Annotated in this window: 23 protein-coding genes; 21 read left to right on the plus strand and 2 right to left on the minus strand. The window is 71.7% G+C overall.

From position 1 onward, the window contains the following. Positions 1-121: 121 nt before the first annotated feature. Positions 122-622 carry a transcriptional regulator BldD gene (bldD, locus tag AB0D29_RS37180; RefSeq protein ID WP_007263032.1) on the minus strand — a complete coding sequence of 167 codons (501 nt, stop codon included), beginning with the start codon at positions 620-622 and terminating at the stop codon, positions 122-124. A 289-nt stretch (positions 623-911) separates the two neighbouring features. On the opposite strand from bldD, the gene pyrR reads away from it, so the two are divergent. The 14 genes from pyrR to AB0D29_RS37250 all read left to right on the plus strand — a co-directional run bounded on the left by pyrR (position 912) and on the right by AB0D29_RS37250 (position 17,464). Continuing rightward, complete coding sequence (gene pyrR / locus AB0D29_RS37185) at positions 912-1,487, plus strand: bifunctional pyr operon transcriptional regulator/uracil phosphoribosyltransferase PyrR (protein WP_362860278.1); 576 nt, start codon at positions 912-914, stop codon at positions 1,485-1,487. 114 nt (positions 1,488-1,601) lie between these two features. Next, positions 1,602-2,591, plus strand: coding sequence for an aspartate carbamoyltransferase catalytic subunit (locus AB0D29_RS37190; protein WP_362860279.1), 990 nt, complete (start codon positions 1,602-1,604; stop codon positions 2,589-2,591). Between the two features lie 2 nt (positions 2,592-2,593). After that, positions 2,594-3,880: a dihydroorotase gene (locus tag AB0D29_RS37195; protein ID WP_362860280.1), complete on the plus strand. Its 1,287-nt coding sequence runs from the start codon at positions 2,594-2,596 to the stop codon at positions 3,878-3,880. Next, entirely contained in the window at positions 3,877-4,458 is a 582-nt protein-coding gene (locus AB0D29_RS37200; RefSeq protein WP_362860281.1) for a hypothetical protein, read from the plus strand. The genes AB0D29_RS37195 and AB0D29_RS37200 overlap by 4 nt, the downstream gene beginning before the upstream one ends. Then, positions 4,455-5,603: a glutamine-hydrolyzing carbamoyl-phosphate synthase small subunit gene (gene carA, locus AB0D29_RS37205; RefSeq protein ID WP_362860282.1), complete on the plus strand. Its 1,149-nt coding sequence runs from the start codon at positions 4,455-4,457 to the stop codon at positions 5,601-5,603. Before AB0D29_RS37200 ends, carA begins: the two co-directional genes overlap by 4 nt. Further along, positions 5,596-8,904 carry a carbamoyl-phosphate synthase large subunit gene (gene carB, locus AB0D29_RS37210; RefSeq protein WP_362860283.1) on the plus strand — a complete coding sequence of 1,103 codons (3,309 nt, stop codon included), beginning with the start codon at positions 5,596-5,598 and terminating at the stop codon, positions 8,902-8,904. Before carA ends, carB begins: the two co-directional genes overlap by 8 nt. A 90-nt stretch (positions 8,905-8,994) precedes the next feature. Further along, positions 8,995-10,104 carry a quinone-dependent dihydroorotate dehydrogenase gene (locus AB0D29_RS37215; RefSeq protein WP_362860284.1) on the plus strand — a complete coding sequence of 370 codons (1,110 nt, stop codon included), beginning with the start codon at positions 8,995-8,997 and terminating at the stop codon, positions 10,102-10,104. After that, positions 10,101-10,943, plus strand: coding sequence for an orotidine-5'-phosphate decarboxylase (pyrF, locus tag AB0D29_RS37220; RefSeq protein WP_362860285.1), 843 nt, complete (start codon positions 10,101-10,103; stop codon positions 10,941-10,943). The genes AB0D29_RS37215 and pyrF overlap by 4 nt, the downstream gene beginning before the upstream one ends. A gap of 304 nt (positions 10,944-11,247) precedes the next feature. Beyond that, positions 11,248-11,571, plus strand: a complete 324-nt coding sequence (locus tag AB0D29_RS37225; RefSeq protein WP_030008746.1) for an integration host factor — start codon at positions 11,248-11,250, stop codon at positions 11,569-11,571. Between the two features lie 61 nt (positions 11,572-11,632). Then, the gene (gmk, locus tag AB0D29_RS37230; RefSeq protein WP_030706348.1) at positions 11,633-12,196 is read left to right on the plus strand and encodes a guanylate kinase; all 564 of its coding nucleotides are present in this window, start codon (positions 11,633-11,635) and stop codon (positions 12,194-12,196) included. A gap of 75 nt (positions 12,197-12,271) precedes the next feature. After that, a complete protein-coding gene (gene rpoZ, locus AB0D29_RS37235; RefSeq protein ID WP_004948662.1) occupies positions 12,272-12,544 on the plus strand; it encodes a DNA-directed RNA polymerase subunit omega in 273 nt (90 codons plus the stop codon). Between the two features lie 107 nt (positions 12,545-12,651). Next, positions 12,652-13,866 (plus strand): bifunctional phosphopantothenoylcysteine decarboxylase/phosphopantothenate--cysteine ligase CoaBC, encoded by a 1,215-nt coding sequence (gene coaBC / locus AB0D29_RS37240; RefSeq protein ID WP_362860286.1) that lies wholly within the window; start codon positions 12,652-12,654, stop codon positions 13,864-13,866. Positions 13,867-14,062: 196 nt separating this feature from the next. Next, entirely contained in the window at positions 14,063-15,271 is a 1,209-nt protein-coding gene (metK, locus tag AB0D29_RS37245; protein ID WP_319721164.1) for a methionine adenosyltransferase, read from the plus strand. Positions 15,272-15,325: 54 nt separating this feature from the next. Beyond that, positions 15,326-17,464: a primosomal protein N' gene (locus AB0D29_RS37250; protein ID WP_362860287.1), complete on the plus strand. Its 2,139-nt coding sequence runs from the start codon at positions 15,326-15,328 to the stop codon at positions 17,462-17,464. Positions 17,465-17,594: 130 nt separating this feature from the next. Here the strand turns inward: AB0D29_RS37250 and AB0D29_RS37255 are convergent, their stop codons facing one another. After that, positions 17,595-18,143: a hypothetical protein gene (locus AB0D29_RS37255; protein WP_351304736.1), complete on the minus strand. Its 549-nt coding sequence runs from the start codon at positions 18,141-18,143 to the stop codon at positions 17,595-17,597. A 295-nt stretch (positions 18,144-18,438) separates the two neighbouring features. Between AB0D29_RS37255 and fmt the strand changes: the two genes are divergently transcribed. The 7 genes from fmt to AB0D29_RS37290 all read left to right on the plus strand — a co-directional run bounded on the left by fmt (position 18,439) and on the right by AB0D29_RS37290 (position 24,358). After that, a complete protein-coding gene (fmt, locus tag AB0D29_RS37260; protein ID WP_362860288.1) occupies positions 18,439-19,383 on the plus strand; it encodes a methionyl-tRNA formyltransferase in 945 nt (314 codons plus the stop codon). A gap of 190 nt (positions 19,384-19,573) precedes the next feature. After that, on the plus strand, positions 19,574-21,034 hold the full coding sequence (locus AB0D29_RS37265) for a transcription antitermination factor NusB (RefSeq protein ID WP_362860289.1): 1,461 nt from the start codon (positions 19,574-19,576) through the stop codon (positions 21,032-21,034). A 228-nt stretch (positions 21,035-21,262) separates the two neighbouring features. Further along, positions 21,263-21,949, plus strand: a complete 687-nt coding sequence (rpe, locus tag AB0D29_RS37270) for a ribulose-phosphate 3-epimerase (RefSeq protein WP_362810488.1) — start codon at positions 21,263-21,265, stop codon at positions 21,947-21,949. 105 nt (positions 21,950-22,054) lie between these two features. Beyond that, positions 22,055-23,104: a sugar-binding domain-containing protein gene (locus tag AB0D29_RS37275; RefSeq protein ID WP_319721175.1), complete on the plus strand. Its 1,050-nt coding sequence runs from the start codon at positions 22,055-22,057 to the stop codon at positions 23,102-23,104. Between the two features lie 102 nt (positions 23,105-23,206). Next, entirely contained in the window at positions 23,207-23,428 is a 222-nt protein-coding gene (locus AB0D29_RS37280) for a CarD family transcriptional regulator (RefSeq protein ID WP_030012151.1), read from the plus strand. A gap of 49 nt (positions 23,429-23,477) precedes the next feature. Beyond that, positions 23,478-23,936, plus strand: a complete 459-nt coding sequence (locus AB0D29_RS37285; RefSeq protein ID WP_351592268.1) for a ribonuclease domain-containing protein — start codon at positions 23,478-23,480, stop codon at positions 23,934-23,936. After that, positions 23,933-24,358 (plus strand): barstar family protein, encoded by a 426-nt coding sequence (locus AB0D29_RS37290; RefSeq protein ID WP_362860290.1) that lies wholly within the window; start codon positions 23,933-23,935, stop codon positions 24,356-24,358. Before AB0D29_RS37285 ends, AB0D29_RS37290 begins: the two co-directional genes overlap by 4 nt. Positions 24,359-24,402 lie beyond the last annotated feature (44 nt).

Below are 24,402 nucleotides of genomic sequence, written 5' to 3' on the forward strand. Positions count from 1 at the left end.
CGGGCCAACAGGAGGGTGACGTCGTCCCGCAGCCTGCCCGGCGGCAGCCCTTCCACGATGTCGTGCCGGGCCTGACGCAGCGGCCCACCGGTAACGTTTCTGCTGGTCCTGGAACCGAGGACTAGATGTCCTCGTGCGCCACCGCGCGCCGCGCGTCCGCGTCCAGCACGCCCCAGCTGATCAGCTGTTCGGTCAGGACCGAGGGGGACTGGTCGTAGATGACGGCCAGGGTGCGCAGGTCGTCCTGGCGGATCGACAGCACCTTGCCGTTGTAGTCGCCGCGCTGGCTCTGGATCGTCGCCGCGTAACGCTGCAGCGGGCCGGCCTTCTCGGCGGGAACGCCCGCGAGGCGCTCCAGGTCGAGGCGCAGCTTCGGCGGCGGCTCGGCCGCTCCGCCGGGGGTCGTGCCCGGCAGCAGTTCCTGCACCGGAACCCCGTAGAAGTCGGCCAGCTCGGCAAGACGCTGGACGGTCACGGCGCGGTCCCCGCGCTCGTAGGACCCGACCACCACGGCCTTCCACCGGCCCTGGGACTTCTCCTCGACACCGTGGAGGGAAAGGCCCTGCTGGGTGCGGATGGCGCGGAGCTTGGCCCCGAGCTGTTTGGCGTATTCGCTGGACATAACGCTCCCGGACGCTGTGACGCTGTGACGACATGGACGCTGTGACGACATTGACCACGTGCGGCTCCGCCGCGCGGCTGGTAACTCACTGTGAGGTTACGCAGCGTTACTTGGATGCGTCAAGCCGAATGGTCTTCGTCGCCCCCTCACGAGGGGCCCCAGCAGCCCCGTGGGAGCCCCTCCGTCCCAGGCCGGTGCCCGACGACCGGCCGCACCCTGGTACCGTGGGACACGTACATCAGACGTCCTTTAAGGTCCGTCCCGTGAGGCGGAGAAGGAGGTCCTTTTCATGGACACCCAGCAGCAGCCCGATTCCATGCGCCCGGTACTCGAAGCGCAGGACATCGCGCGGGTCCTGACCCGCATCGCCCACGAGATCGTCGAACGCGCCAAGGGCGCCGACGACGTGGTGCTCCTCGGCATTCCCACCCGCGGTGTGTACCTCGCCCGCCGGCTGGCCGCCAAGCTCGAAGAGATCACCGGCACGAAGATCCCGGTCGGCTCCCTCGACATCACCATGTACCGCGACGACCTGCGGATGAAGCCCGCCCGCGCGATCGGCCGCACCGAGATCCCCGGCGACGACCTCGACGGCCGCCTCGTCGTCCTCGTCGACGACGTGCTCTTCTCCGGCCGCACGATCCGTGCCGCGCTCGACGCCCTCGGCGACCTCGGCCGCCCGCGCGCCGTGCAGCTCGCCGTCCTCGTCGACCGGGGCCACCGCGAACTGCCGATCCGCGCCGACTACGTCGGCAAGAACCTCCCCACGTCGCTGCGGGAGACCGTCAAGGTCCAGCTCGAGGAGGAGGACGGCCGTGACGCCGTACTGCTCGGCCAGCGGACCGCCCAGGCAGCAGGGCTGTAGCCCTTACCGAGTGACGGGCCCCCGCGGGGGGTCCGCGCCGAAGCCTGCCCTGCCCGCCCGCACCACTGCCCGTCAGTCCGCCTGCCTGCCCTCCCGACCTACGGAGCCATCCAGATGAAGCGCCACCTCATCTCGGCCGCCGATCTCACGCGCGACGACGCCGTCCTGATCCTCGACACCGCCGAGGAGATGGCCCGCGTCGCGGACCGGCCGATCAAGAAGCTGCCCACCCTGCGCGGCCTCACGGTCGTCAACCTCTTCTTCGAGGACTCGACCCGCACCCGCATCTCCTTCGAGGCGGCCGCCAAGCGGCTCTCCGCCGACGTCATCAACTTCTCCGCCAAGGGTTCCTCCGTTTCCAAGGGCGAATCCCTGAAGGACACCGCGCTGACCCTGGAGGCCATGGGCGCCGACGCGGTCGTCATCCGCCACCACGCCTCCGGCGCGCCCTACCGGCTCGCGACCTCCGGCTGGATCGACTCCGCCGTGGTCAACGCCGGCGACGGCACCCACGAGCACCCCACCCAGGCCCTGCTGGACGCCTTCACCATGCGCCGCCGCCTGGTCGGCCGCGACGCCGGCCTCGGCAAGGACCTCAACGGCCGCCGGATCACCATCGTCGGCGACGTCCTGCACAGCCGAGTGGCCCGCTCCAACGTCCACCTGCTGCACACCCTCGGCGCCGAGGTCACCCTGGTGGCCCCGCCCACGCTCGTCCCGATCGGCGTCGAGACCTGGCCGTGCGAGGTCTCGTACAGCCTCGACGACGTGCTGCCGAAGTCCGACGCGGTCATGATGCTGCGTGTGCAGCGCGAACGCATGAACGCCGCCTTCTTCCCGACCGAGCGCGAGTACTCCCGCCGGTACGGGCTCGACGGCGACCGCATGGCGAAGATGCCCCAGCACGCCATCGTGATGCACCCCGGCCCGATGAACCGCGGCATGGAGATCACCGCCCAGGTCGCCGACTCCGACCGCTGCACGGCCGTCGAGCAGGTCGCCAACGGCGTCTCCACCCGGATGGCCGTCCTGTACCTGCTGCTCGGAGGCTCCGAGCCCGCCGTCACCACCACCCCCGCCGCGCGCACCGAGGAGAGCAAGTAACCATGAGCAAGATCCTTATCCGTGGCGCGAAGGTACTCGGCGGCGAGGCGCAGGACGTCCTGATCGACGGCGAGACCATCGCCGAGGTCGGTCAGAACCTGTCCGCCGAGGGCGCCCAGGTCATCGAGGCCGAGGGCCAGGTCCTCCTCCCCGGCCTCGTCGACCTGCACACCCACCTGCGCGAGCCCGGCCGCGAGGACTCCGAGACCGTCCTCACCGGCACCCGCGCCGCCGCCTCCGGCGGCTACACCGCCGTGTTCGCCATGGCGAACACCTTCCCGGTCGCCGACACCGCCGGCGTCGTCGAGCAGGTCTGGCGCCTGGGCAAGGAGTCCGGCTACTGCGACGTGCAGCCCATCGGCGCCGTCACCGTCGGCCTGGAGGGCAAGCAGCTCTCCGAGCTGGGCGCCATGCACGACTCCGCCGCCCGCGTCACCGTCTTCTCCGACGACGGCAAGTGCGTGGACGACGCCGTGATCATGCGCCGCGCCCTGGAGTACGTGAAGGCCTTCGGCGGCGTCGTCGCCCAGCACGCCCAGGAGCCCCGCCTCACCGAGGGCGCCCAGATGAACGAGGGCATCGTCTCCGCCGAGCTCGGTCTGGGTGGCTGGCCGGCCGTCGCCGAGGAGTCGATCATCGCCCGCGACGTCCTCCTCGCCGAGCACGTCGGCTCGCGCGTCCACATCTGCCACCTCTCCACCGCCGGCTCCGTCGAGATCGTCCGCTGGGCCAAGTCCCGCGGCATCGACGTCACCGCCGAGGTCACCCCGCACCACCTCCTCCTCACCGAGGAGCTCGTGCGCTCGTACAACGCGGTCTACAAGGTCAATCCGCCGCTGCGCACCGAGCGCGACGTGCTGGCCCTGCGCGAGGCGCTCGCCGACGGCACGATCGACATCGTCGCCACCGACCACGCCCCGCACCCGCACGAGGACAAGGACTGCGAGTGGGCCGCCGCCGCCATGGGCATGGTCGGCCTGGAGACCGCGCTCTCCGTGGTCCAGCAGACGATGGTGGAGACCGGACTGCTCGACTGGGCGGGCGTCGCCGAGCGGATGTCCTTCGCCCCGGCGCGCATCGGCAGCCTGGAGAACCACGGCCGTCCCGTCTCGGCAGGTGAACCCGCGAACCTGACCTTGGTCGATACCTCGTACCGTGGTGTCGTGGACCCCGCACATTTCGCCTCCCGCAGCCGCAACACGCCTTACGAGGGCCGTGAGCTGCCGGGGCGCGTCACTCACACCTTCCTGCGGGGCCGGGCAACGGTCGTGGACGGGAAACTGGCGTGACACCTGCAGTAATCCAACTGGCCGCCGAGGCCGCCGAACGACAGTCGGCGGAGGTGACCAGCTTCGGCGCCCGCATCGCGTGGGTGATCGGTCTGGCCGTGTTCGTCGCGTTCGTGTACTGGCTGATGCGGCAGGGCTGGAAATGGCGCGGCGCTCTGCAGAACGATCTGCCGGAGCTGCCCGCCGCCCCCGACGGTCTTCCCGCGCACCGGCTGGCCCTGACCGGCCGGTACCACGGGTCCACCACCGCCGGGCAGTGGCTCGACCGGATCGTCGCCCACGGTCTGGGCCTGCGCAGCCGGGTCGAGCTCACGCTCACCGACGCGGGCCTCGACGTGGTCCGACCGGGGGCCAACGACTTCTTCGTACCGGCCGCGCAGCTGCGCGGCGCCCGCCTCGACAAGGGAATCGCGGGCAAGGTACTCACCGAGGGCGGTCTGCTCGTCGTCACCTGGGCGCACGGCGACAAGCTGATCGACTCCGGATTCCGCTCCGACCGCGCGGCCGAACACGCCGCCTGGGTCGAAGCCATCAACCTCATGAACCAATCCATCACGACGGAAGGCGCCGAACGATGACGACCTCCACCAGGGGAGCAGCCAAAGCTCCCGCCGTACTCGTCCTGGAGGACGGCCGGATCTTCCGCGGCCGTGCCTACGGCGCTGTGGGGGAGACCTTCGGCGAGGCCGTGTTCTCCACCGGCATGACCGGATACCAGGAGACCCTCACCGACCCGTCGTACCACCGGCAGGTCGTCGTGATGACCGCCCCGCACGTGGGCAACACCGGCGTCAACGACGAGGACCCCGAGTCCTCCCGCATCTGGGTGGCCGGATACGTCGTCCGCGACCCCGCCCGCGTCCCCTCGAACTGGCGCTCGCAGCGCTCGCTGGACGAGGAGCTCGTCAAGCAGGGCGTCGTCGGGATCTCCGGCATCGACACCCGCGCCCTGACCCGCCACCTGCGCGAGCGCGGCGCCATGCGCGTCGGCATCTTCTCCGGCGACGCCTGGACGGGCATCCGCGACGAGGCCCTGCTGGCCAAGGTCCAGTCCCAGCCGCAGATGAAGGGCGCGAACCTCTCCGCCGAGGTCGCCACCAAGGAGACGTACGTCGTCCCCGCGATCGGCGAGAAGCGCTTCACCGTCGCCGCCGTCGACCTCGGCATCAAGGGCATGACCCCGCACCGGATGGCCGAGCGCGGCATCGAGGTGCACGTGCTGCCCGCCACCGCCACCGTCGAGGACGTGTACGCGGTCAACCCGGACGGCGTGTTCTTCTCCAACGGCCCGGGCGACCCGGCCACCGCCGACGGCCCCGTCGCCGTCATGCAGGGCGTCCTGGAGCGCAAGACCCCGCTCTTCGGCATCTGCTTCGGCAACCAGATCCTGGGCCGTGCGCTCGGCTTCGGCACCTACAAGCTGAAGTACGGCCACCGCGGCATCAACCAGCCGGTGCAGGACCGCACCACCGGCAAGGTCGAGGTCACCGCGCACAACCACGGCTTCGCCGTCGACGCGCCCCTCGACAAGGTCTCGGAGACCGCCTACGGCCGCGCCGAGGTCTCCCACGTCTGCCTGAACGACCAGGTCGTCGAAGGCCTCCAGCTGCTCGACCAGCCGGCCTTCTCCGTCCAGTACCACCCCGAAGCAGCCGCCGGCCCGCACGACGCCGCGTACCTCTTCGACCGCTTCGTAACCCTGATGGAGGCCGAGCGTGCCTAAGCGCACCGATATCCAGTCCGTCCTGGTCATCGGCTCCGGCCCGATCGTCATCGGACAGGCCGCCGAGTTCGACTACTCCGGTACCCAGGCCTGCCGCATCCTCAAGGCCGAGGGCCTGCGGGTCATCCTCGTCAACTCCAACCCCGCGACGATCATGACCGACCCGGAGATCGCCGACGCCACGTACGTCGAGCCGATCACCCCCGAGTTCGTCGAGAAGATCATCGCGAAGGAGCGCCCCGACGCGCTGCTCCCCACCCTCGGCGGCCAGACCGCGCTCAACACCGCGATCTCCATGCACGAGCAGGGTGTGCTGGAGAAGTACGGCGTCGAGCTCATCGGCGCCAACGTCGAGGCCATCAACAAGGGCGAGGACCGCGACCTCTTCAAGGGCGTCGTCGAGGCCGTCAAGGCCAAGATCGGTTACGGCGAGTCCGCCCGCTCGGTCATCTGCCACTCGATGGACGACGTCATCAAGGGCGTCGACACCCTCGGCGGCTACCCCGTCGTCGTGCGCCCCTCCTTCACCATGGGCGGCGCCGGCTCCGGCTTCGCCCACGACGAGGACGAGCTGCGCCGCATCGCCGGCCAGGGCCTCACGCTCTCCCCGACCACCGAGGTGCTCCTGGAGGAGTCCATCCTCGGCTGGAAGGAGTACGAGCTGGAGCTGATGCGCGACACCAAGGACAACGTGGTCGTCGTCTGCTCCATCGAGAACTTCGACCCGATGGGCGTCCACACCGGCGACTCGATCACCGTCGCCCCCGCGATGACGCTGACCGACCGCGAGTACCAGCGGCTGCGCGACATCGGCATCGCGATCATCCGCGAGGTCGGCGTCGACACCGGCGGCTGCAACATCCAGTTCGCGATCGACCCGACCGACGGCCGCGTCATCGTCATCGAGATGAACCCGCGCGTCTCGCGCTCCTCGGCGCTCGCGTCGAAGGCCACCGGCTTCCCGATCGCCAAGATCGCCGCCAAGCTGGCCATCGGCTACACGCTCGACGAGGTCCCCAACGACATCACCGAGAAGACCCCGGCCTCCTTCGAGCCGTCCCTCGACTACGTCGTCGTCAAGGCCCCGCGCTTCGCCTTCGAGAAGTTCCCGCTCGCCGACGCCACCCTCACCACCACCATGAAGTCGGTCGGCGAGGCCATGGCCATCGGCCGCAACTTCACCGAGGCGCTGCAGAAGGCCCTGCGCTCCCTGGAGAAGAAGGGCTCGCAGTTCACCTTCGTCGGCGACCCGGGCGACAAGGACGAGCTGCTGCGCACCGCGGTCCGCCCGACCGACGGCCGCATCAACACCGTCATGCAGGCCATCCGCGCCGGCGCCACCCAGGAGGAGGTCTTCGAGTTCACGAAGATCGACCCCTGGTTCGTCGACCAGCTCTTCCTCATCAAGGAGATCGCGGACGAGCTGACCGCCGCCGACAAGCTCTACCCCGAGCTGCTCGCCGAGGCCAAGCGCCACGGCTTCTCCGACGCCCAGATCGCCGAGATCCGCGGCCTGCGCGAGGACGTCGTCCGCGAGGTCCGGCACGCCCTCGGCGTCCGCCCGGTCTACAAGACGGTCGACACCTGCGCCGCCGAGTTCGCCGCGAAGACCCCGTACTTCTACTCCTCGTACGACGAGGAGTCCGAGGTCGCGCCCCGCACCAAGCCCGCGGTGATCATCCTGGGCTCCGGCCCGAACCGCATCGGCCAGGGCATCGAGTTCGACTACTCCTGCGTCCACGCCTCCTTCGCGCTCAGCGACGCCGGCTTCGAGACCGTGATGGTCAACTGCAACCCGGAGACCGTCTCCACGGACTACGACACCTCCGACCGCCTGTACTTCGAGCCGCTGACGCTCGAGGACGTGCTGGAGATCGTCCACGCGGAGTCGCTGGCGGGCCCCATCGCCGGCGTCATCGTCCAGCTCGGCGGCCAGACCCCCCTCGGTCTCGCCCAGGCGCTCAAGGACAACGGCGTGCCCGTCGTCGGCACCTCCCCGGAGGCCATCCACGCCGCCGAGGACCGCGGCGCCTTCGGCCAGGTCCTCGCCGAGGCCGGCCTGCCGGCCCCCAAGCACGGCACCGCCACCACCTTCACGGGTGCGAAGGCCATCGCCGACGAGATCGGCTACCCGGTCCTCGTCCGCCCGTCCTACGTGCTCGGCGGCCGCGGCATGGAGATCGTCTACGACGAGGCCCGCCTCGAGTCGTACATCGCCGAGTCCACCGAGATCTCCCCGACCCGCCCCGTGCTGGTCGACCGCTTCCTCGACGACGCGATCGAGATCGACGTCGACGCCCTCTACGACGGCCACGAGCTCTACCTCGGCGGCGTCATGGAGCACATCGAGGAAGCCGGCATCCACTCCGGCGACTCCGCCTGCGCCCTGCCCCCGATCACCCTCGGCGGCTACGACATCAAGCGCCTGCGCGCCTCCACCGAGGCCATCGCCAAGGGCGTCGGCGTCCGCGGCCTGATCAACATCCAGTTCGCGATGGCGGGCGACATCCTCTACGTCCTGGAGGCCAACCCGCGCGCCTCCCGGACCGTCCCCTTCACCTCGAAGGCCACCGCGGTCCCGCTCGCGAAGGCCGCCGCCCGCATCTCGCTCGGCACCACCATCGCCGAGCTGCGCGAGGAGGGCCTGCTGCCGAAGACCGGCGACGGCGGCACCCTGCCGATCGACGCGCCGATCTCCGTCAAGGAGGCCGTCATGCCGTGGTCGCGCTTCCGCGACATCCACGGCCGCGGCGTGGACACCGTCCTCGGCCCGGAGATGCGCTCCACCGGCGAGGTCATGGGCATCGACGCCGTCTTCGGCACCGCCTACGCCAAGTCGCAGGCCGGCGCCTACGGCCCGCTGCCCACCAAGGGCCGGGCGTTCATCTCCGTCGCCAACCGCGACAAGCGCTCGATGATCTTCCCGGCGCGCGAGCTCGTCGCCCACGGCTTCGAGCTGATGGCCACCTCCGGCACCGCCGAGGTGCTGCGCCGCAACGGCATCAACGCCACCATCGTGCGCAAGCTCAGCGAGGGCGAGGGCCCGAACGGCGAGAAGACCATCGTCCAGCTGATCCACGACGGCCAGGTCGACCTGATCGTCAACACCCCGTACGGGACCGGCGGCCGCCTCGACGGCTACGAGATCCGCACGGCGGCCGTGGCCCGCAGCGTGCCCTGCCTCACCACGGTCCAGGCACTCGCCGCGGCCGTCCAGGGCATCGACGCGCTCAACCGCGGCGACGTGGGCGTGCGCTCCCTCCAGGAGCACGCGGAGCACCTGACCGCGGCCCGCGACTAAGCAGCCCGTACAGCCCGGAAACGGGAGGGGGGACACCGGTTTCACGACGGGTGTCCCCCTTTCCATGAGCGCAGAGGGATCCTCTCGACGATGTACGAACTCTTCTTCAACCTGGTCTTCAAGCGGATGGACCCGGAGAAGGCCCACTACACGGCCTTCCGCTGGATCCGCCTCGCCGCCCGCACCCCCGTGCTGCGCACCTTCGTGGCGGCCTACCTCGCCCCCCGCCACAAGGAGCTGCGCACCGAGGCCCTCGGCCTGCGCATGCACGGCCCCTTCGGGCTCGCGGCCGGCTTCGACAAGAACGCCGTGGCCATCGACGGCATGTCGATGCTCGGCTTCGACCACGTCGAGATCGGCACGGTCACGGCCGAGCCGCAGCCCGGCAACCCCAAGAAGCGGCTGTTCCGCCTCGTGCCGGACCGCGCGCTGATCAACCGGATGGGCTTCAACAACGAGGGCTCCGCGGCCGTCGCGGACCGCCTGGCGGCCCGCCGGCCCGTCTTCAGGACGGTCGTCGGCGTCAACATCGGCAAGACGAAGGTCGTGCCGGAGGAGGAGGCGGTGGCGGACTACGTCGCCTCCACCGAGCGGCTCGCCCGCCACGCCGACTACCTCGTCGTGAACGTCTCCTCGCCGAACACCCCGGGCCTGCGCAACCTCCAGGCCACCGAGTCGCTGCGCCCGCTGCTGACGGCCGTACGGGAGGCCGCGGACCGCACCGTGACCGACCGCCGGGTCCCGCTGCTGGTCAAGATCGCCCCCGACCTGGCCGACGAGGACGTCGACGCGGTCGCCGACCTGGCGCTGGAGCTCGGCCTGGACGGCATCATCGCGACCAACACCACCATCGCGCGCGAGGGGCTGGGCCTGAAGTCCTCCCCGGACCTCGTGAAGGAGACCGGCGGGCTGTCAGGCGCCCCGGTCAAGGAGCGCTCGCTGGAGGTCCTGCGCCGCCTGTACGCCCGCGTGGGGGACCGGCTGGTCCTCGTCGGGGTCGGCGGCATCGAGAACGCCGAGGACGCCTGGCAGCGGATCCTGGCCGGGGCCACGCTGATCCAGGGCTACAGCGCCTTCATCTACGAGGGCCCCTGCTACGCCCGCGCCATCCACAAGGGCCTGGCCGCGCGCCTGGCCGTCAGTCCGTACGCGACGCTCGCCGAAGCGGTGGGCGCCGAGACCCGAAAGGCCGCGAAGTGAGCCCTGTGACCCCGTTCGGCACCCGCCTGCGCCAGGCGATGGACACCCGCGGCCCGCTGTGCGTGGGCATCGACCCGCACGCCGAGCTGCTGGCCCAGTGGGGCCTGTCCGACGACATCGCGGGCCTGGAGCGGTTCTCCCGCACGGTCGTGGAGGCGCTCGCGGAGTCGGTGGCGGTCTTCAAGCCGCAGGCGGCCTTCTTCGAGCGGTTCGGCTCCAAGGGCGTGGCCGTCCTGGAGCAGACCGTCGCGGACGCCCGGGCGGCCGGGACCCTGGTCGTGATGGACGCCAAGCGGGGCGACATCGGCTCGACCATGGCCGCGTACGCCTCGGCCTTCCTGGACCCGGCCTCGCCGCTGTTCTCGGACGCCCTGACGGTCTCCCCGTACCTGGGCTACAACTCCCTGAAGCCCGCGGTGGACCTGGCCCGCGCCTCGGGGGCCGGCCTGTTCGTGCTCGCCCTGACCTCGAACCCGGAGGGCGCGGAGGTCCAGCGGGCGGTCCGGGAGGACGGCCGGACCATCGGCGCGACGATGCTGGCGCACCTGGCGGCGGAGAACGCGGACGCCTCCCCGATGGGGTCCTTCGGCGCGGTGGTCGGTGCCACCCTGGGCGACCTGTCCTCCTTCGACCTGGACATCAACGGGCCGCTGCTGGCCCCCGGCATCGGTGCGCAGGGCGCGACGGCGGCGGACCTGCCGGCGGTGTTCGGCAAGGCCGTGCGCAACGTCGTCCCGAACGTCTCGCGGGGCGTCCTGAAGCACGGCCCGGACGTCACGGCGCTGCGCGACTCGGCGCGTCGGTTCGCCGACGAGATCGGCGAGGCCGTCTCGGCGTAATCGTCCGCCCGTGGAGGCCGCCCGCGTCCCTCGCGGCGCGGCCTCTCGCACTTCTTGGCGAAACCCGAACGCTCTTCATCGGACAAAACAGAGGTATTTTGTCCGTGATGTACGGTTCAGTGGAGGCTGACCAGGACTTTTCGTCCGTTCTCGCTGACTGGAGCGGTGTTGGCCGCTAGTCTCCGAGCAGAGTGAACGTGCAGCGAACGCGTTTCGATCGCTGTTCGGGAGCTCGCCAGGTGTGGTGCCTTCGGGCTGCCCACCGGTCCGTATCCGACAGTTCGACATCCGAGGTGACGTAGGCGTGGCTCTTCCGCCCCTTACCCCTGAACAGCGCGCAGCCGCGCTCGAAAAGGCCGCCGCGGCTCGCCGGGAGCGGGCCGAGGTCAAGAATCGACTCAAGCACTCCGGCGCCTCGCTCCAAGAGGTGATCAAGACGGGCCAGGAGAACGACGTCATCGGCAAGATGAAGGTCTCCGCCCTGCTGGAGTCGCTGCCTGGCGTGGGCAAGGTGCGCGCCAAGCAGATCATGGAGCGTCTCGGCATCTCCGAGTCCCGGCGTGTCCGAGGTCTCGGTTCCAACCAGATCGCCTCTCTGGAGCGCGAGTTCGGCAGCACCGGCGCCTGAGGCGGCGACTGAAGTTCTCCCGGCGTTCTCAGGCAGTCCCGAGAACCTGGATAATCGCTCTATGGCAGCAGAGGTTCGTCCGCGGCTGACCGTGCTCTCCGGCCCCTCCGGGGTCGGCAAGAGCACGGTCGTCGCGCATATGCGCAAGGTTCACCCCGAGGTATGGCTCTCGGTGTCGGCCACCACCCGCAAGCCGCGGCCCGGTGAGCGACACGGAGTCCACTACTTCTTCGTCAATGACGACGAGTTCGACAAGCTGATCGCCAACGGCGAGCTGCTGGAGTGGGCCGAGTTCGCGGGCAACCGCTACGGCACACCGCGCGGCGCGGTGCTGGAACGCCTGGACAACGGCGAGCCGGTACTGCTGGAGATCGATCTCCAGGGCGCACGGCTCGTCCGCGAGTCCATGTCCGACGCCCAGCTCGTCTTCCTGGCCCCGCCGAGCTGGGACGAACTGGTCCGCCGGCTCACCGGCCGCGGCACCGAATCGGCCGAGGTGATCGAGCGACGGCTGGCCTCCGCCAAGATCGAGCTCGCTGCCGAGTCGGAGTTCGACACCACCCTGGTCAACACCTCCGTCGAGGACGTGGCGCGTGAGCTGCTAGCCTTGATGGAAGTCGTCTGATTCGTTGGTCGATTTTTCATGATCGAGCGGATCCTGATCGATTCGATCTTTCCCACATTCTTCGGAAGGTAGAGCGTGTCCTCTTCCATCACTGCGCCCGAGGGCATCATCAACCCGCCGATCGACGAGCTGCTCGAGGCTACTGACTCGAAGTACAGCCTCGTGATCTACGCGGCCAAGCGCGCGCGTCAGATCAACGCGTACTACTCGCAGCTCGGTGAGGGCCTGCTGGAGTACGTCGGCCCGCTGGTGGACACCCACGTCCACGAGAAGCCGCTTTCGATCGCGCTGCGCGAGATCAACGCGGGTCTGCTGACCTCCGAGGCCATCGAGGCCCCGGCCCAGTAAGGCGCGAGAAATCCTTTCACCACAGGCCCGGCAGAACATCTGCCGGGCCTGTGGTGTGTCATGGGGAACGACGACGAACGTCGACAAGGCTCGAAGGGGAGTGCGTGGTGGGTAAGCCGAAGGTCGTGCTGGGGGTCAGCGGCGGGATCGCCGCCTACAAGTCGTGCGAGCTGCTCCGCCTGCTGACCGAGTCCGGCCACGACGTGCGGGTGGTGCCCACGGCGGCCTCCCTGAACTTCGTCGGCGAGGCGACCTGGGCCGCCCTGTCCGGGAACCCGGCCTCCACCGAGGTGTGGGAGTCCGTCCACGAGGTGCCGCACGTGCGCATCGGACAGTCCGCCGACCTCGTCGTCGTCGCCCCGGCCACCGCCGACATGCTGGCCAAGGCCGCCCACGGGCTCGCCGACGACCTGCTCACGAACACGCTGCTCACCGCGCGATGTCCGGTGGTCTTCGCCCCCGCCATGCACACCGAGATGTGGGAGCACCCCGCCACCCAGGAGAACGTGGCCACGCTGCGCCGGCGCGGCGCCCTCGTCATCGAGCCCGCGGTCGGCCGGCTCACGGGCAAGGACACCGGCAAGGGGCGGCTGCCCGACCCGGCGGAGATCTACGAGGTGTGCCGCAGGGTCCTGGCCCGCGGGGTGGACGAGCCGGACCTCGTGGGGCGGCACGTGGTGATCAGCGCGGGCGGCACGCGGGAACCGCTGGACCCGGTCCGCTTCCTCGGCAACCGCTCCTCCGGCAAGCAGGGCTACGCGCTCGCCCGTACGGCGGTCGCCCGCGGGGCCCGCGTCACCCTGGTGGCGGCCAACACCGCGCTGGCCGACCCGGCCGGGGCGGACGTCGTACGGGTGGGGACGGCCGTACAGCTGCGGGAGGCCGTGCTCAAGGCGGCCGCGGACGCCGACGTCGTGGTGATGGCCGCCGCCGTGGCCGACTTCCGGCCCGCCGAGTACGCGGGCGGGAAGATCAAGAAGAAGGACGGGCAGGACCCCGCGCCGGTCGCCCTCGTGCGCAATCCGGACGTCCTCGCGGAGATCTCGGCCGACCGGGCCCGGGACGGGCAGGTCGTGGTGGGATTCGCCGCCGAGACCGACGACGTCCTCGCCAACGGCCGGGCCAAGCTCCTCCGCAAGGGATGTGATCTTCTCGTCGTGAACGAGGTCGGCGAAGCCCGCACCTTCGGTTCCGAGGAGAACGAGGCCGTCATCCTGGCCTCTGAGGGTTCGGAGATCCAGGTGCCCTATGGACCGAAGGAAGCGTTGGCCGAGGTCATTTGGGATCAGGTGTCCCTGCGGCTGACGCCGCGACGCGCCTGAGCCGATTGCCCTTCTCCTGGTCACCTCCGTGGGTCAGAATGAGGTGCCGCAGGTCACACGGCTCCCATAAGGCGAGACGGGTGGTCCCGGAAACGGTGGCGACCGATAAACTGCATGAGGAACGTGATCGGGCGCAGCCCCCGGTGTGGTTCCGCCAAATGATCAGCCAGCAGCCGCTGCAACCCCAGGGAGCGTTGTGTCCCGTCGTCTGTTTACCTCGGAGTCCGTGACCGAGGGCCACCCCGACAAGATCGCTGACCAGATCAGCGACACGATCCTCGACGCGCTCCTCTCCGAGGACCCGACCTCGCGCGTGGCCGTGGAGACCCTCATCACCACCGGTCTCGTGCACATTGCCGGCGAGGTGACGACGAAGGCCTACGCGCCGATCGCGCAGCTCGTCCGGGAGAAGATCCTCGAGATCGGCTACGACTCCTCGAAGAAGGGCTTCGACGGCGCCTCCTGTGGCGTGTCGGTGTCCATCGGTGCCCAGTCCCCTGACATCGCGCAGGGCGTCGACACCGCCTACGAGAAGCGGGTCGAGGGCGACGAGGACGAGCTCGACAAGCAGGGCGCCGGCGACCAGGGCCTGATGTTCGGCTACGCCTGCGACGAGACCCCCGAGCTGATGCCGCTCCCGATCCACATCGCGCACCGGCTCTCCCGCCGGCTGTCCGAGGTCCGCAAGAACGGGACCATCCCGTACCTGCGCCCCGACGGCAAGACCCAGGTCACCATCGAGTACGACGGTGACAAGGCCGTGCGCCTGGACACCGTCGTCGTGTCCTCGCAGCACGCCTCGGACATCGACCTGGACTCGCTGCTCGCACCGGACATCCGCGAGTTCGTCGTCGAGCACGTGCTGGCCCAGCTCGTCGAGGACGGCATCAAGCTCGACACCGAGGGCTACCGCCTGCTGGTGAACCCGACCGGCCGTTTCGAGATCGGCGGCCCGATGGGCGACGCCGGCCTGACCGGCCGCAAGATCATCATCGACACCTACGGCGGCATGGCCCGCCACGGTGGCGGCGCCTTCTCCGGCAAGGACCCGTCCAAGGTCGACCGCTCCGCCGCCTACGCCATGCGCTGGGTCGCCAAGAACGTGGTCGCCGCCGGCCTCGCCTCGCGCTGCGAGGTCCAGGTCGCGTACGCCATCGGCAAGGCCGAGCCCGTGGGTCTCTTCGTCGAGACCTTCGGCACCGCCAAGGTCGAGGTCCAGAAGATCGAGGACGCGATCGGCGAGGTCTTCGACCTGCGCCCGGCCGCGATCATCCGCGACCTGGACCTGCTGCGCCCGATCTACGCCCAGACCGCCGCCTACGGCCACTTCGGCCGTGAGCTGCCGGACTTCACCTGGGAGCGCACCGACCGCGTCGACGCGCTGCGCACGGCCGCCGGTCTGTAAGCACAACCGCTCGTGGCCGAACGGCCCCGGACCTTCTGGTCCGGGGCCGTTCGCATGCCGTGGCTGTCAGTGGGGTTTGGTAAGAATGCTGGTGTGAGCAGCGCGAACGATTCCCAGCCGGAGCAGCTCGCACTGATCCGGGAGATGGTCGCCGAGGCGAAGGCCAAGGCGCCCAAGGCGAAGCCGCGCACCTGGCGGGGGGCCGCCCTGGCCGAGGAACTGCCCGTCGCCCGGGTCCTCGTGAACAAGGGCGTGCTCCACCTCGACCGGACCTTCGACTACGCCGTGCCCGCCGAGCTCTCCGAGGCCGCCCAGCCCGGAGTCCGCGTCCGGGTCCGGTTCGGCGCCGGCTCCCACCAGGTGCACGGCGGCCGCCGCGAGGGCGGCGGCCTCATCGACGGGTTCATCGTGGAGCGCCGCGCCGAGTCCGACTACAACGGAGCCCTCGCCGCCCTCGCCCACGTGGTCTCGCCCGAGGTGGTGCTCAGCCCCGGCATGCTGGCCCTCGCCCGGGCCGTCGCCGACCGCTACGCCGGCAGCCTCGCCGACGTGCTCCAGCTCGCCCTGCCCGCGCGGAGCGCCCGCGCCGAGGCCAAGCCCTCGCCGGAGCCGCTGCCGCCGCCCGCCGCGCCCGAGTCCGGCGGCTGGGAGCGGTACGGCGCCGGACCCGCCTTCCTGGGAGCCCTGGCCACCGGCGCCGCCCCGCGCGCCGTGTGGACCGCCCTGCCCGGCCCCGGCTGGGCCGACGAACTCGCCCGCGCCATGGCCGCCACCCTCGCCTCCGGGCGCGGCGCCCTCGCCGTGGTCCCCGACGGGCGCACCGCCGCCCGGGTCGACCAGGCCCTGACCGCCCTGCTCGGCGAGGGACGGCACGCGCTGCTGACCGCCGAGTCCGGGCCCGAGAAGCGCTACCGCCAGTGGCTCGCCGTCAACCGGGGCTCGGTGCGCGCCGTCGTCGGGACCCGGGCGGCGATGTTCGCCCCCGTACGGGACCTCGGACTGGTCGCCGTCTGGGACGACGGCGACTCCAGCCACAGCGACGACAACGCCCCCTTCCCGCACGTCCGGGAGGTGCTGGAACTGCGCGCGGTCAGCGAAGGCTGCGCCTTCCTGGCCGGGAGCACCAGCTGCACCGTGGAGGCCGCCCAGCTGGTCGAGTCGGGCTGGGCCCGGCCGCTGGTCGCGAGCCGCGAGACGGTACGGGCCTGCGCTCCCCGGATCCGGACCGTGGGCGACGAACTGCTCGCCCGCGACGAGGCGGCCCGCGCCGCACGACTGCCGAGCCTGGCCTGGGAGACCGTACGGGAGGGGCTGAAGACCGGTCCCGTGCTCGTCCAGGTGCCGCGCCGGGGCTACGTCCCGCGGCTCGCGTGCGAGCGGTGCCGGACCCCCGCCCGCTGCACGGTCTGCGCGGGCCCCCTGGAGGCCCCCGACGAGCGGGACCTGCAGTGCGGGTGGTGCGGGCGCGCCGAGCCGTCCTGGCACTGCGAGGAGTGCGGCTCGTTCCGGCTGCGCGCCCAGGTGGTCGGCGCCCGCCGGACGGCCGAGGAGCTGGGCCGGGCCTTCCCGGCCGTGCCCGTACGGACCTCCGGGCGCGACCACGTGCTCGACGAGGTGCCGGACCGGCCGGCGCTGGTGGTGTGCACGCCGGGCGCCGAGCCGGTGGCGGCCGGCGCCGGATACGCGGCCGCCCTGCTGCTCGACGGCTGGGCCATGCTGACCCGGCCCGACCTGCGGGCCGGCGAGGACGCGCTGCGGCGGTGGATCACGGCCGCCTCGCTGGTCCGGGGCGACGGGCAGGTCGTGGTGGTCGCCGAGCCGACGCTGCGGCCGGTCCAGGCGCTCGTCCGGTGGGACCCGGTGGGCCACGCCGTACGGGAGCTCGCGGAGCGGGCCCAGCTCGGCTTCCCGCCGGTCTCGCGGATGGCGGCCGTGGCCGGGCGGGGCGAGGCGGTGGAGGCCTTCCTGGCCGGCGCCGGGCTGCCGCCGGACGCGGAGATCCTGGGCCCGGTCCCGATACCGGGGCGGCGCGGGGAGCGGTCCCCGGGCGAGCGGGCGCTGGTGCGGGTCCCGCCGGGCAGCGGCGCGGCCCTGGCGGCCGCCCTGAAATCCGCGCAGGCGGCCCGGATGGCACGGGGCGTCGCCGCGGCCGACGCGGTGCGGGTCCGGATCGACCCGCCGGACATCGGCTGACCGTACGGGCCGCACACGCCGAAGCCCCCGGCGGGAGACGCGTGGGTCGTCCCGCCGGGGGCGGATTCAGGCGCGGCGAGCGGCGGCGGCCGGCCGTCGGGGGTCGGCGTCCCGGCGGCAGGACACGAGGTCAGCCGTTGCGCGGACCGGGGAAGGCGGGGGAGCGCGGGGCCTCCCCGAGGCTCCGGCCGGGGCTCCCTCCGGCCGCCGCCTGGGCCTCCTCGCGCACCGGCTGCGGCGGCACCGAGCGGGCGGCCGGCACGGTGGGCAGCGGCCCCAGGGTCCGGGTGGTCGTGCCCTCGGCGAGCGGCTCCGCGGACTCGGCGGACTGCGCCCGCCGGGCGCCGTAACGGCGGTGCACGGCCTGCTTGGTGACGCCGAGCGCCGAACCGACCGCGTCCCACGAGAAACCGAGCGAGCGGTCGAAGTCCACGGCGGCCGTGACCAGCGTCTCGACGCTGTCCCGCAGCTCCTGCGCGAGGCGGACGGTGGGCGCGGGTGCCCGGCCGTAGACGACGAAGCCCGTGGAGGGACCGGAGCGGCGCGGGCGGTACACGTTGCCGAGCTGGGCGGTGAGCGTACGCAGGGCATCCACCTGCCGGCGAACCCGCTCGATGTCCCGTACCAGGAGGTGCAGGCTGGCCCGGGCTTGGGCGTCGTGGGTGGCGTGGTCGGCCATGAAGAAGCCTCTCGAACCGGTGCTGAAGGGCGGATCGGGCCGCAGACACCGTTCACACGCGGCCCGTTTTGGTCAATCTCTCTTGACCAACGCGCCACCCGTCGCCCAGGTCACGCTGTGGGGGCGTGTCGGCATATGCGAGAGGCGCGCGTGTGTGCGTACGCCCCCTCGACGGCGCAGGTGAGTCATGGTGCGCGCCGGGCGGACCGGGGTCTGGCGACCTTCGGGCGGCCCCCGGGCGCCCGCCCCATAGACTGGTGTGCTGCTGACAGCCGAGATAGCGAGGTAGGACCCAGTGAAGCTCGTCTTCGCAGGCACCCCCGAGGTCGCCGTACCCGCCCTGGACGCCCTGATCGCCTCCGGGCGGCACGAGGTCGCCGCCGTCGTCACCCGGCCCGACGCACCGGCCGGCCGCGGCCGGCGGCTCGTCGCCAGCCCGGTCGCCGAGCGCGCCGAGGAGGCCGGCATCGAGGTCCTCAAGCCCGTCCGGCCGCGCGACCCCGACTTCCAGGCCCGGCTGCGGGAGATCGCCCCGGACTGCTGCCCGGTCGTCGCCTACGGGGCCCTGCTCCCCAAGAGCGCCCTCGACATCCCCAAGCACGGATGGGTCAACCTGCACTTCTCGCTGCTGCCCGCCTGGCGCGGCGCCGCACCCGTCCAGCACTCGATCATGGCGGGCGACCAGGTCACCGGCGCGTCCACCTTCCTCATCGAGGAGGGCCTCGACTCCGGCCCGGTCTACGGCATCCTCACCGAGGAGATCCGCCCGACCGACACCAGCGGCGACCTGCTCACCCGGCTCGCCTTCGCCGGCTCCGGACTGCTGGCCGCCACCATGGACGGCATCGAGGACGGCACCCTGCGCGCCGTCGCGCAGCCCCACGACGGACTCTCCCTCGCGCCCAAGATCACCGTGGAGGACGCCCGGATCGACTGGACGGCCCCCGCGATGCGCGCCGACCGCGTGGTGCGCGGCTGCACGCCGGCCCCGGGCGCCTGGACCGTCTTCCGCGGGGAGCGGCTCAAGCTGATCTCGCTGGGCCTGGTGGCCGACCGCACCGACCTGGCGCCCGGCGAGCTGGCCCCGGCCAAGAACAACGTCCACGTGGGCACCGGCTCGCACGCCGTGGAGCTCCTGTGGGTGCAGCCCCAGGGCAAGAAGCCCATGCGCGCCGCCGACTGGGCCCGCGGGGTGCGGATCGCGCCCGGCGAGCGGCTCGGCGGGGCCGACGTAGGCTGAATCCAGCCGAGCCCGATCCGGCCGCACCGTCCGCGGCGGCGCCGGACCCCGCACCGTACGGACCGCCGCCCCTGCCGGGGCGGCGCCCGCCGCCCTCGCACCTCATGACCGCAGCACCTCATGACCGCAGCACCTCATGACCGCAGCACCTCATGACCGCAGCACCTCGTAAACCCGGAGCACCTTTCACGTGAGCGAACAGCCCCGTCCCCGTCGCAACCCCGCAGGCCAGCGGCAGGCCAAGCCGTACCGGCGGCCCCAGAAGGACCCCGTCCGGATGCTGGCCTTCGAGGTGCTGCGGGCGGTGGACGAGCGCGACGCCTACGCGAACCTCGTCCTGCCGCCGCTGCTGAAGAAGGCCCGCCAGGACGAGAGCTTCCAGGCGCGCGATGCGGCACTGGCCACCGAGCTGGTCTACGGGACGCTGCGCCGGCAGGGCACCTACGACGCCGTCATCAAGGCGTGCATCGACAGGCCGCTGCGCGAAGTGGACCCGCCGGTGCTCGACGTGCTCTCGCTCGGCGCGCACCAGCTGCTCGGCACCCGGATCCCCACGCACGCGGCGGTCTCCGCCAGCGTCGAGCTGGCCCGCGTGGTCCTCGGGGACGGGCGCGCCAAGTTCGTGAACGCCGTGCTGCGGAAGATCGCCGCACACGACCTCGACGGCTGGCTGGAGCGGGTCGCACCGCCGTACGAGGACGACGCCGAGGAACACCTCGCGGTGTACCACTCGCACCCCCGCTGGATCGTCAGCGCCCTGTGGGACGCGCTGGGCGGCGGCCGCGCCGGCATCGAGGACCTGCTGGAGGCCGACAACGAGCGGCCCGAGGTGACCCTGGTCGCCCGTCCCGGCCGGTCCACCCCGCAGGAACTGCTGGACGCGGTCGGCGAGGACTCGGCGCTGCCCGGGCGCTGGTCGCCGTACGCCGTCCGGATGGCCGAGGGCGGCGAGCCCGGCGCGCTGGAGGCGGTGCGCGAGGGCCGTGCCGGCGTGCAGGACGAGGGCAGTCAGCTGGTGGCGATGGCCCTGGCGGCCGTGCCCGTCGAAGGCAGCGACGAGCGCTGGCTCGACGGCTGCGCGGGCCCCGGCGGCAAGGCGGCGCTGCTCGCCGCGCTCGCCGCGCAGCGCGGCGCCTTCCTGCTCGCCTCGGAGAAGCAGCCCCACCGGGCGCGGCTCGTGGAGCGCGCCCTCGCGGGCAACCCGGGCCCCTACCAGGTCATCGCGGCGGACGGCACCCGGCCGCCGTGGCGGCCGGGCTCCTTCGACCGCGTCCTGATGGACGTCCCCTGCACCGGCCTGGGTGCGCTCCGCCGCCGCCCGGAGGCCCGCTGGCGCCGCCGCCCGCAGGACCTGGAGGGCTTCGCACCGCTCCAGCGCGGACTGCTGCGCGAAGCGCTGTCGGCCGTGCGGGTGGGCGGCGTCGTGGGCTACGCGACGTGCTCGCCGCACCTGGCCGAGACCCGGGTCGTCGTGGACGACGTCCTGAAGGGGCGCGGCGCGGGCGCCTCGCCGGTGTCCGCGGAGCTGATCGACGCGAGGCCGTTCATGTCGGGCGTACCGGGGCTGGGCGACGGCCCGGACGTCCAGCTGTGGCCCCACCTGCACGGAACGGACGCGATGTACCTGGCCCTGCTGAGGCGCACGGCGTAGCGCCGGGCCCCAAGGCCGCGGGTCGCGCAGGTCCGCGGCCTCGGCCACCGGGGCGGTGCGCGTCGCGGTCACGACACCCGCATGACAGCCGACGGGACCCGGCTTCCGATCCCGTCGGCTCTTTAAGGGTCTGTGAAGTGTTCTCGGTGATCGGTTAAGCGTCGCTACGGTCGTTCCGACTTGCGGGGTCGTGGCCGGAACCGGCCGCAGGCATGGCAGGCTTGGGGCATGGCCGCGCAGATTTATCCCAGCATCCTGTCCGCCGACTTCGCCCGACTCGCCGAGGAGGCGAGGGCCGTCGAGGGGGCCGACTGGCTGCATGTGGACGTCATGGACAACCATTTCGTCCCGAACCTCACCCTCGGCATGCCCATCGTGGAGTCCCTGAGCCGGGCCACGGACATCCCGCTGGACCTCCACCTGATGATCGAGAACCCCGACCGCTGGGCCCCGCAGTACGTGGAGGCCGGTGCGGGTTCGGTCACCTTCCACGCCGAGGCCGCGGCGGCGCCCGTGCGCCTCGCGCGGGAGATCCGGGCCAAGGGGGCGCGGGCGTCGATGGCGCTCAAGCCCGCGACGCCCATCGAACAGTACGAGGACATCCTCCCCGAGCTCGACATGCTGCTGATCATGACGGTCGAGCCCGGCTTCGGTGGCCAGCCCTTTCTCGACATCATGCTCCCCAAGATCCGCCGGACCCGGGAGCTGATCTCCAAGCACGGCCTGGAGCTGTGGCTGCAGGTCGACGGCGGGGTCTCGGCCTCGACCATCGAGCGCTGTGCCGAGGCCGGCGCCGACGTGTTCGTGGCGGGCAGCGCGGTCTACGGAGCGGTCGATCCGGCCGCCGCCGTGCGCACGCTGCGTGAGCAGGCGGGTGCGGCGATCGCCGCGGCGCCGTGGGCTTGCGACCACTGAGCCAAGGGTTGATGAACAGCTCGGTGAACGGGAGCTGTCCAGGCTGATCAACGGCCGTCGGATCTGACAGGATGAACGGCGAGTCGAGAGTGTGAACACGAGAGTGTGAACAGCAGTGAGGAGAACGCGGTGTCTGCAATGTCGGCGGGACGGTCAGCCCTGCGGATGGGACCCGCGGAGCTGGTGCAGGCGGCGGCCATGGCGCGCCGTTTCTACCTCGAGGGCAAATCCAAGATCCAGATCGCCGAGGAGTTCGGCGTGAGCCGCTTCAAGGTGGCCCGCGTCCTGGAGACCGCGCTGGAGCGGGACCTCGTACGGATCGAGATCCGGGTACCGGCCGAACTCGACGCGGAGCGTTCGGACGCGCTCAGGGCCCGGTACGGGCTCCGGCACGCCGTCGTGGTGGAGTCGCCCGCCGACGCCACCGAGGACGCGCCCGACCCGGAGAACCTGGGCGCGGTCGCCGCCGATCTGCTGGGCGAACTGGTCAACGAGGGCGACGTACTGGGCCTGGCGTGGGGACGGTCGACCATTCACATGGCCGCGTCCCTGCACCGGCTGCCGCAGTGCACCGTGGTCCAGCTGACCGGTGTGTACGACGCGGGGACCGCCGAGCGCGGTTCGGTCGAGGCCGTGCGCAGGGCCGCCCAGGTCTCGGGCGGCGACGCGCACCCGATCTACGCGCCGATGCTGCTGCCCGACCCGGCCACCGCGGCCGCGCTGCGCAACCAGACCGGGATCGCGCGCGCCTTCGAGTACTTCGACAAGGTGACGGTCGCGGCCGTCTCCATCGGGTCGTGGGAGACGGGCATCTCCACCGTCCACGACATGCTGACGGACGAGGAGCGGGCCCACTACGCCTCGCTCGGCGTCGCGGCCGAGATGTCCGCCCACCTGTTCGACTCCGAGGGCCGGCGGGTCGGCCGTGACCTCGGCGAGCGGTGCATCACCGTCGAGGCGGACCGGCTGCGGCGGATCCCGGAGGTCGTGGCGATCGCGGGCGGGCTGCGCAAGGCCTCCGCGATCGGGGCGGTGCTCCGGTCCGGGCTGGTGACCAGCCTGGTCACGGACACGGCGGTCGCCGACTACCTGCTGACCGAGTCGGCCCCGGGACTGCGGCCCGCGCTGGAGCGGGCCGATCCCGACGACCTGTAGCGGCGGATCGGCGCTCCATCGCGGCCGCTGGTGCGGATGGTGCCGGAATTGAGATCCGAACGGCGGACCGCGCGGCGGCCCGCTGGGCGCATACTGGTTCCAATGACAAAGTCAGCAGTACCTCGCCGCCATTTGCCGTCCAGCCCGTTCAAGGCCCCCGTGGAACAGCCCATCCGGCAGTTCAACGTCGGCGACCGGGTCACTCACGATGAGCACGGCCTCGGCCGTGTCGTCGGAATCGAGGAGGGGATCGCCGTTCTCGTCGACTTCGGTTCGGTCCAGAAGCGCATCCTGAGTCCCTACACCAAGATGGCCGCACTCTGAGGCCACCGGGCGATTCGCGAGCGAATCGGATATTTGGCACGATCGGTGCATGATCTTTCGGAACGTGCCCCGATCGTTGCTGCGTTTGCTGGGGGCCGTGTTCCTCTGTGCCGCGCTGGTCGGCGCGGTGGGCTGTGGCGGGCAGCAGCCCGCGCCCGCCGCCGCCAGCGCCAGTGCCAGTGCGCGCGGGGCCAGTCCCGGCAGTAGTACCGCTCCGGCGTGGGCGAAGGGGATGGCCGCCGTACGGGCCGACGCGCTGCCGCAGCAGGCCCGGGACGTGCTCGCGCTCATCGACAAGGGCGGGCCGTATCCGTACCGGCAGGACGGCACCGTCTTCGGGAACTTCGAGAAGGTCCTGCCCAAGCAGAAGCGCGGCTACTACCACGAGTTCACGGTGCGGACGCCCGGGGAGCGGGACCGCGGGGCCCGGCGGATCGTGACGGGTGAGGGTGGGGAGTTCTTCTACACGGACGACCACTACGACACCTTCAAGGCGGTTCTCCGATGAGCCTGGACCCGCAGCCGCTCGCCCCCGCGCTCGCGGCGGCCGATGCCGCCGGCTGGACGACCGTACGGCTGGACCTGGACGGCGTACGGGGCAAGGCGGAGCTGATGCGGCGGTGCGGGGTCGCCTTGCGGCTGCCGGAGTGGGTCGGCGGGAACTGGGACGCGTTGGCGGACGCGATGCGGGACCTGTCGTGGCTGCCGGGTGCCGCGGGGCGGCTGGTGGCGGTGACGTCGTGGCGCGGGTACGCCGACGCGCGGCCTGCGGAGTGGGAGACCTTCGTGGACGTGCTGGAGGAGGCCGTGGACTTCTGGCGGGAGCAGGAGGGTGAGGCGGGGCTCACCGTGCTGCTGGCCGAGGCCGAGGCCGGGCCGGCTGCCGGGGCTCCGCCCCGGACCCCGCGCCTCAAACGCCGGCGGGGCTGAAAGATCGGGGCTCCGCCCCGGGCCCCGCGCCTCAAACGCCGGCG

This window comes from Streptomyces sp. NPDC048424 (assembly GCF_040651555.1).
GTDB lineage: Bacteria > Actinomycetota > Actinomycetes > Streptomycetales > Streptomycetaceae > Streptomyces.

Excerpts from the sequence above, each read along its gene's own strand:
- bldD (WP_007263032.1), bottom strand. The coding sequence starts at position 622 with ATGTCCAGCGAATACGCCAAACAGCTCGGGGCCAAGCTCCGCGCCATC.
- pyrR (WP_362860278.1), top strand. The coding sequence starts at position 912 with ATGGACACCCAGCAGCAGCCCGATTCCATGCGCCCGGTACTCGAAGCG.
- AB0D29_RS37190 (WP_362860279.1), top strand. The coding sequence starts at position 1,602 with ATGAAGCGCCACCTCATCTCGGCCGCCGATCTCACGCGCGACGACGCC.
- AB0D29_RS37195 (WP_362860280.1), top strand. The coding sequence starts at position 2,594 with ATGAGCAAGATCCTTATCCGTGGCGCGAAGGTACTCGGCGGCGAGGCG.
- carA (WP_362860282.1), top strand. The coding sequence starts at position 4,455 with ATGACGACCTCCACCAGGGGAGCAGCCAAAGCTCCCGCCGTACTCGTC.
- AB0D29_RS37215 (WP_362860284.1), top strand. The coding sequence starts at position 8,995 with ATGTACGAACTCTTCTTCAACCTGGTCTTCAAGCGGATGGACCCGGAG.
- gmk (WP_030706348.1), top strand. The coding sequence starts at position 11,633 with ATGGCAGCAGAGGTTCGTCCGCGGCTGACCGTGCTCTCCGGCCCCTCC.
- AB0D29_RS37250 (WP_362860287.1), top strand. The coding sequence starts at position 15,326 with ATGCCGTGGCTGTCAGTGGGGTTTGGTAAGAATGCTGGTGTGAGCAGC.
- AB0D29_RS37255 (WP_351304736.1), bottom strand. The coding sequence starts at position 18,143 with ATGGCCGACCACGCCACCCACGACGCCCAAGCCCGGGCCAGCCTGCAC.
- rpe (WP_362810488.1), top strand. The coding sequence starts at position 21,263 with ATGGCCGCGCAGATTTATCCCAGCATCCTGTCCGCCGACTTCGCCCGA.
- AB0D29_RS37280 (WP_030012151.1), top strand. The coding sequence starts at position 23,207 with ATGACAAAGTCAGCAGTACCTCGCCGCCATTTGCCGTCCAGCCCGTTC.
- AB0D29_RS37285 (WP_351592268.1), top strand. The coding sequence starts at position 23,478 with ATGATCTTTCGGAACGTGCCCCGATCGTTGCTGCGTTTGCTGGGGGCC.
- AB0D29_RS37290 (WP_362860290.1), top strand. The coding sequence starts at position 23,933 with ATGAGCCTGGACCCGCAGCCGCTCGCCCCCGCGCTCGCGGCGGCCGAT.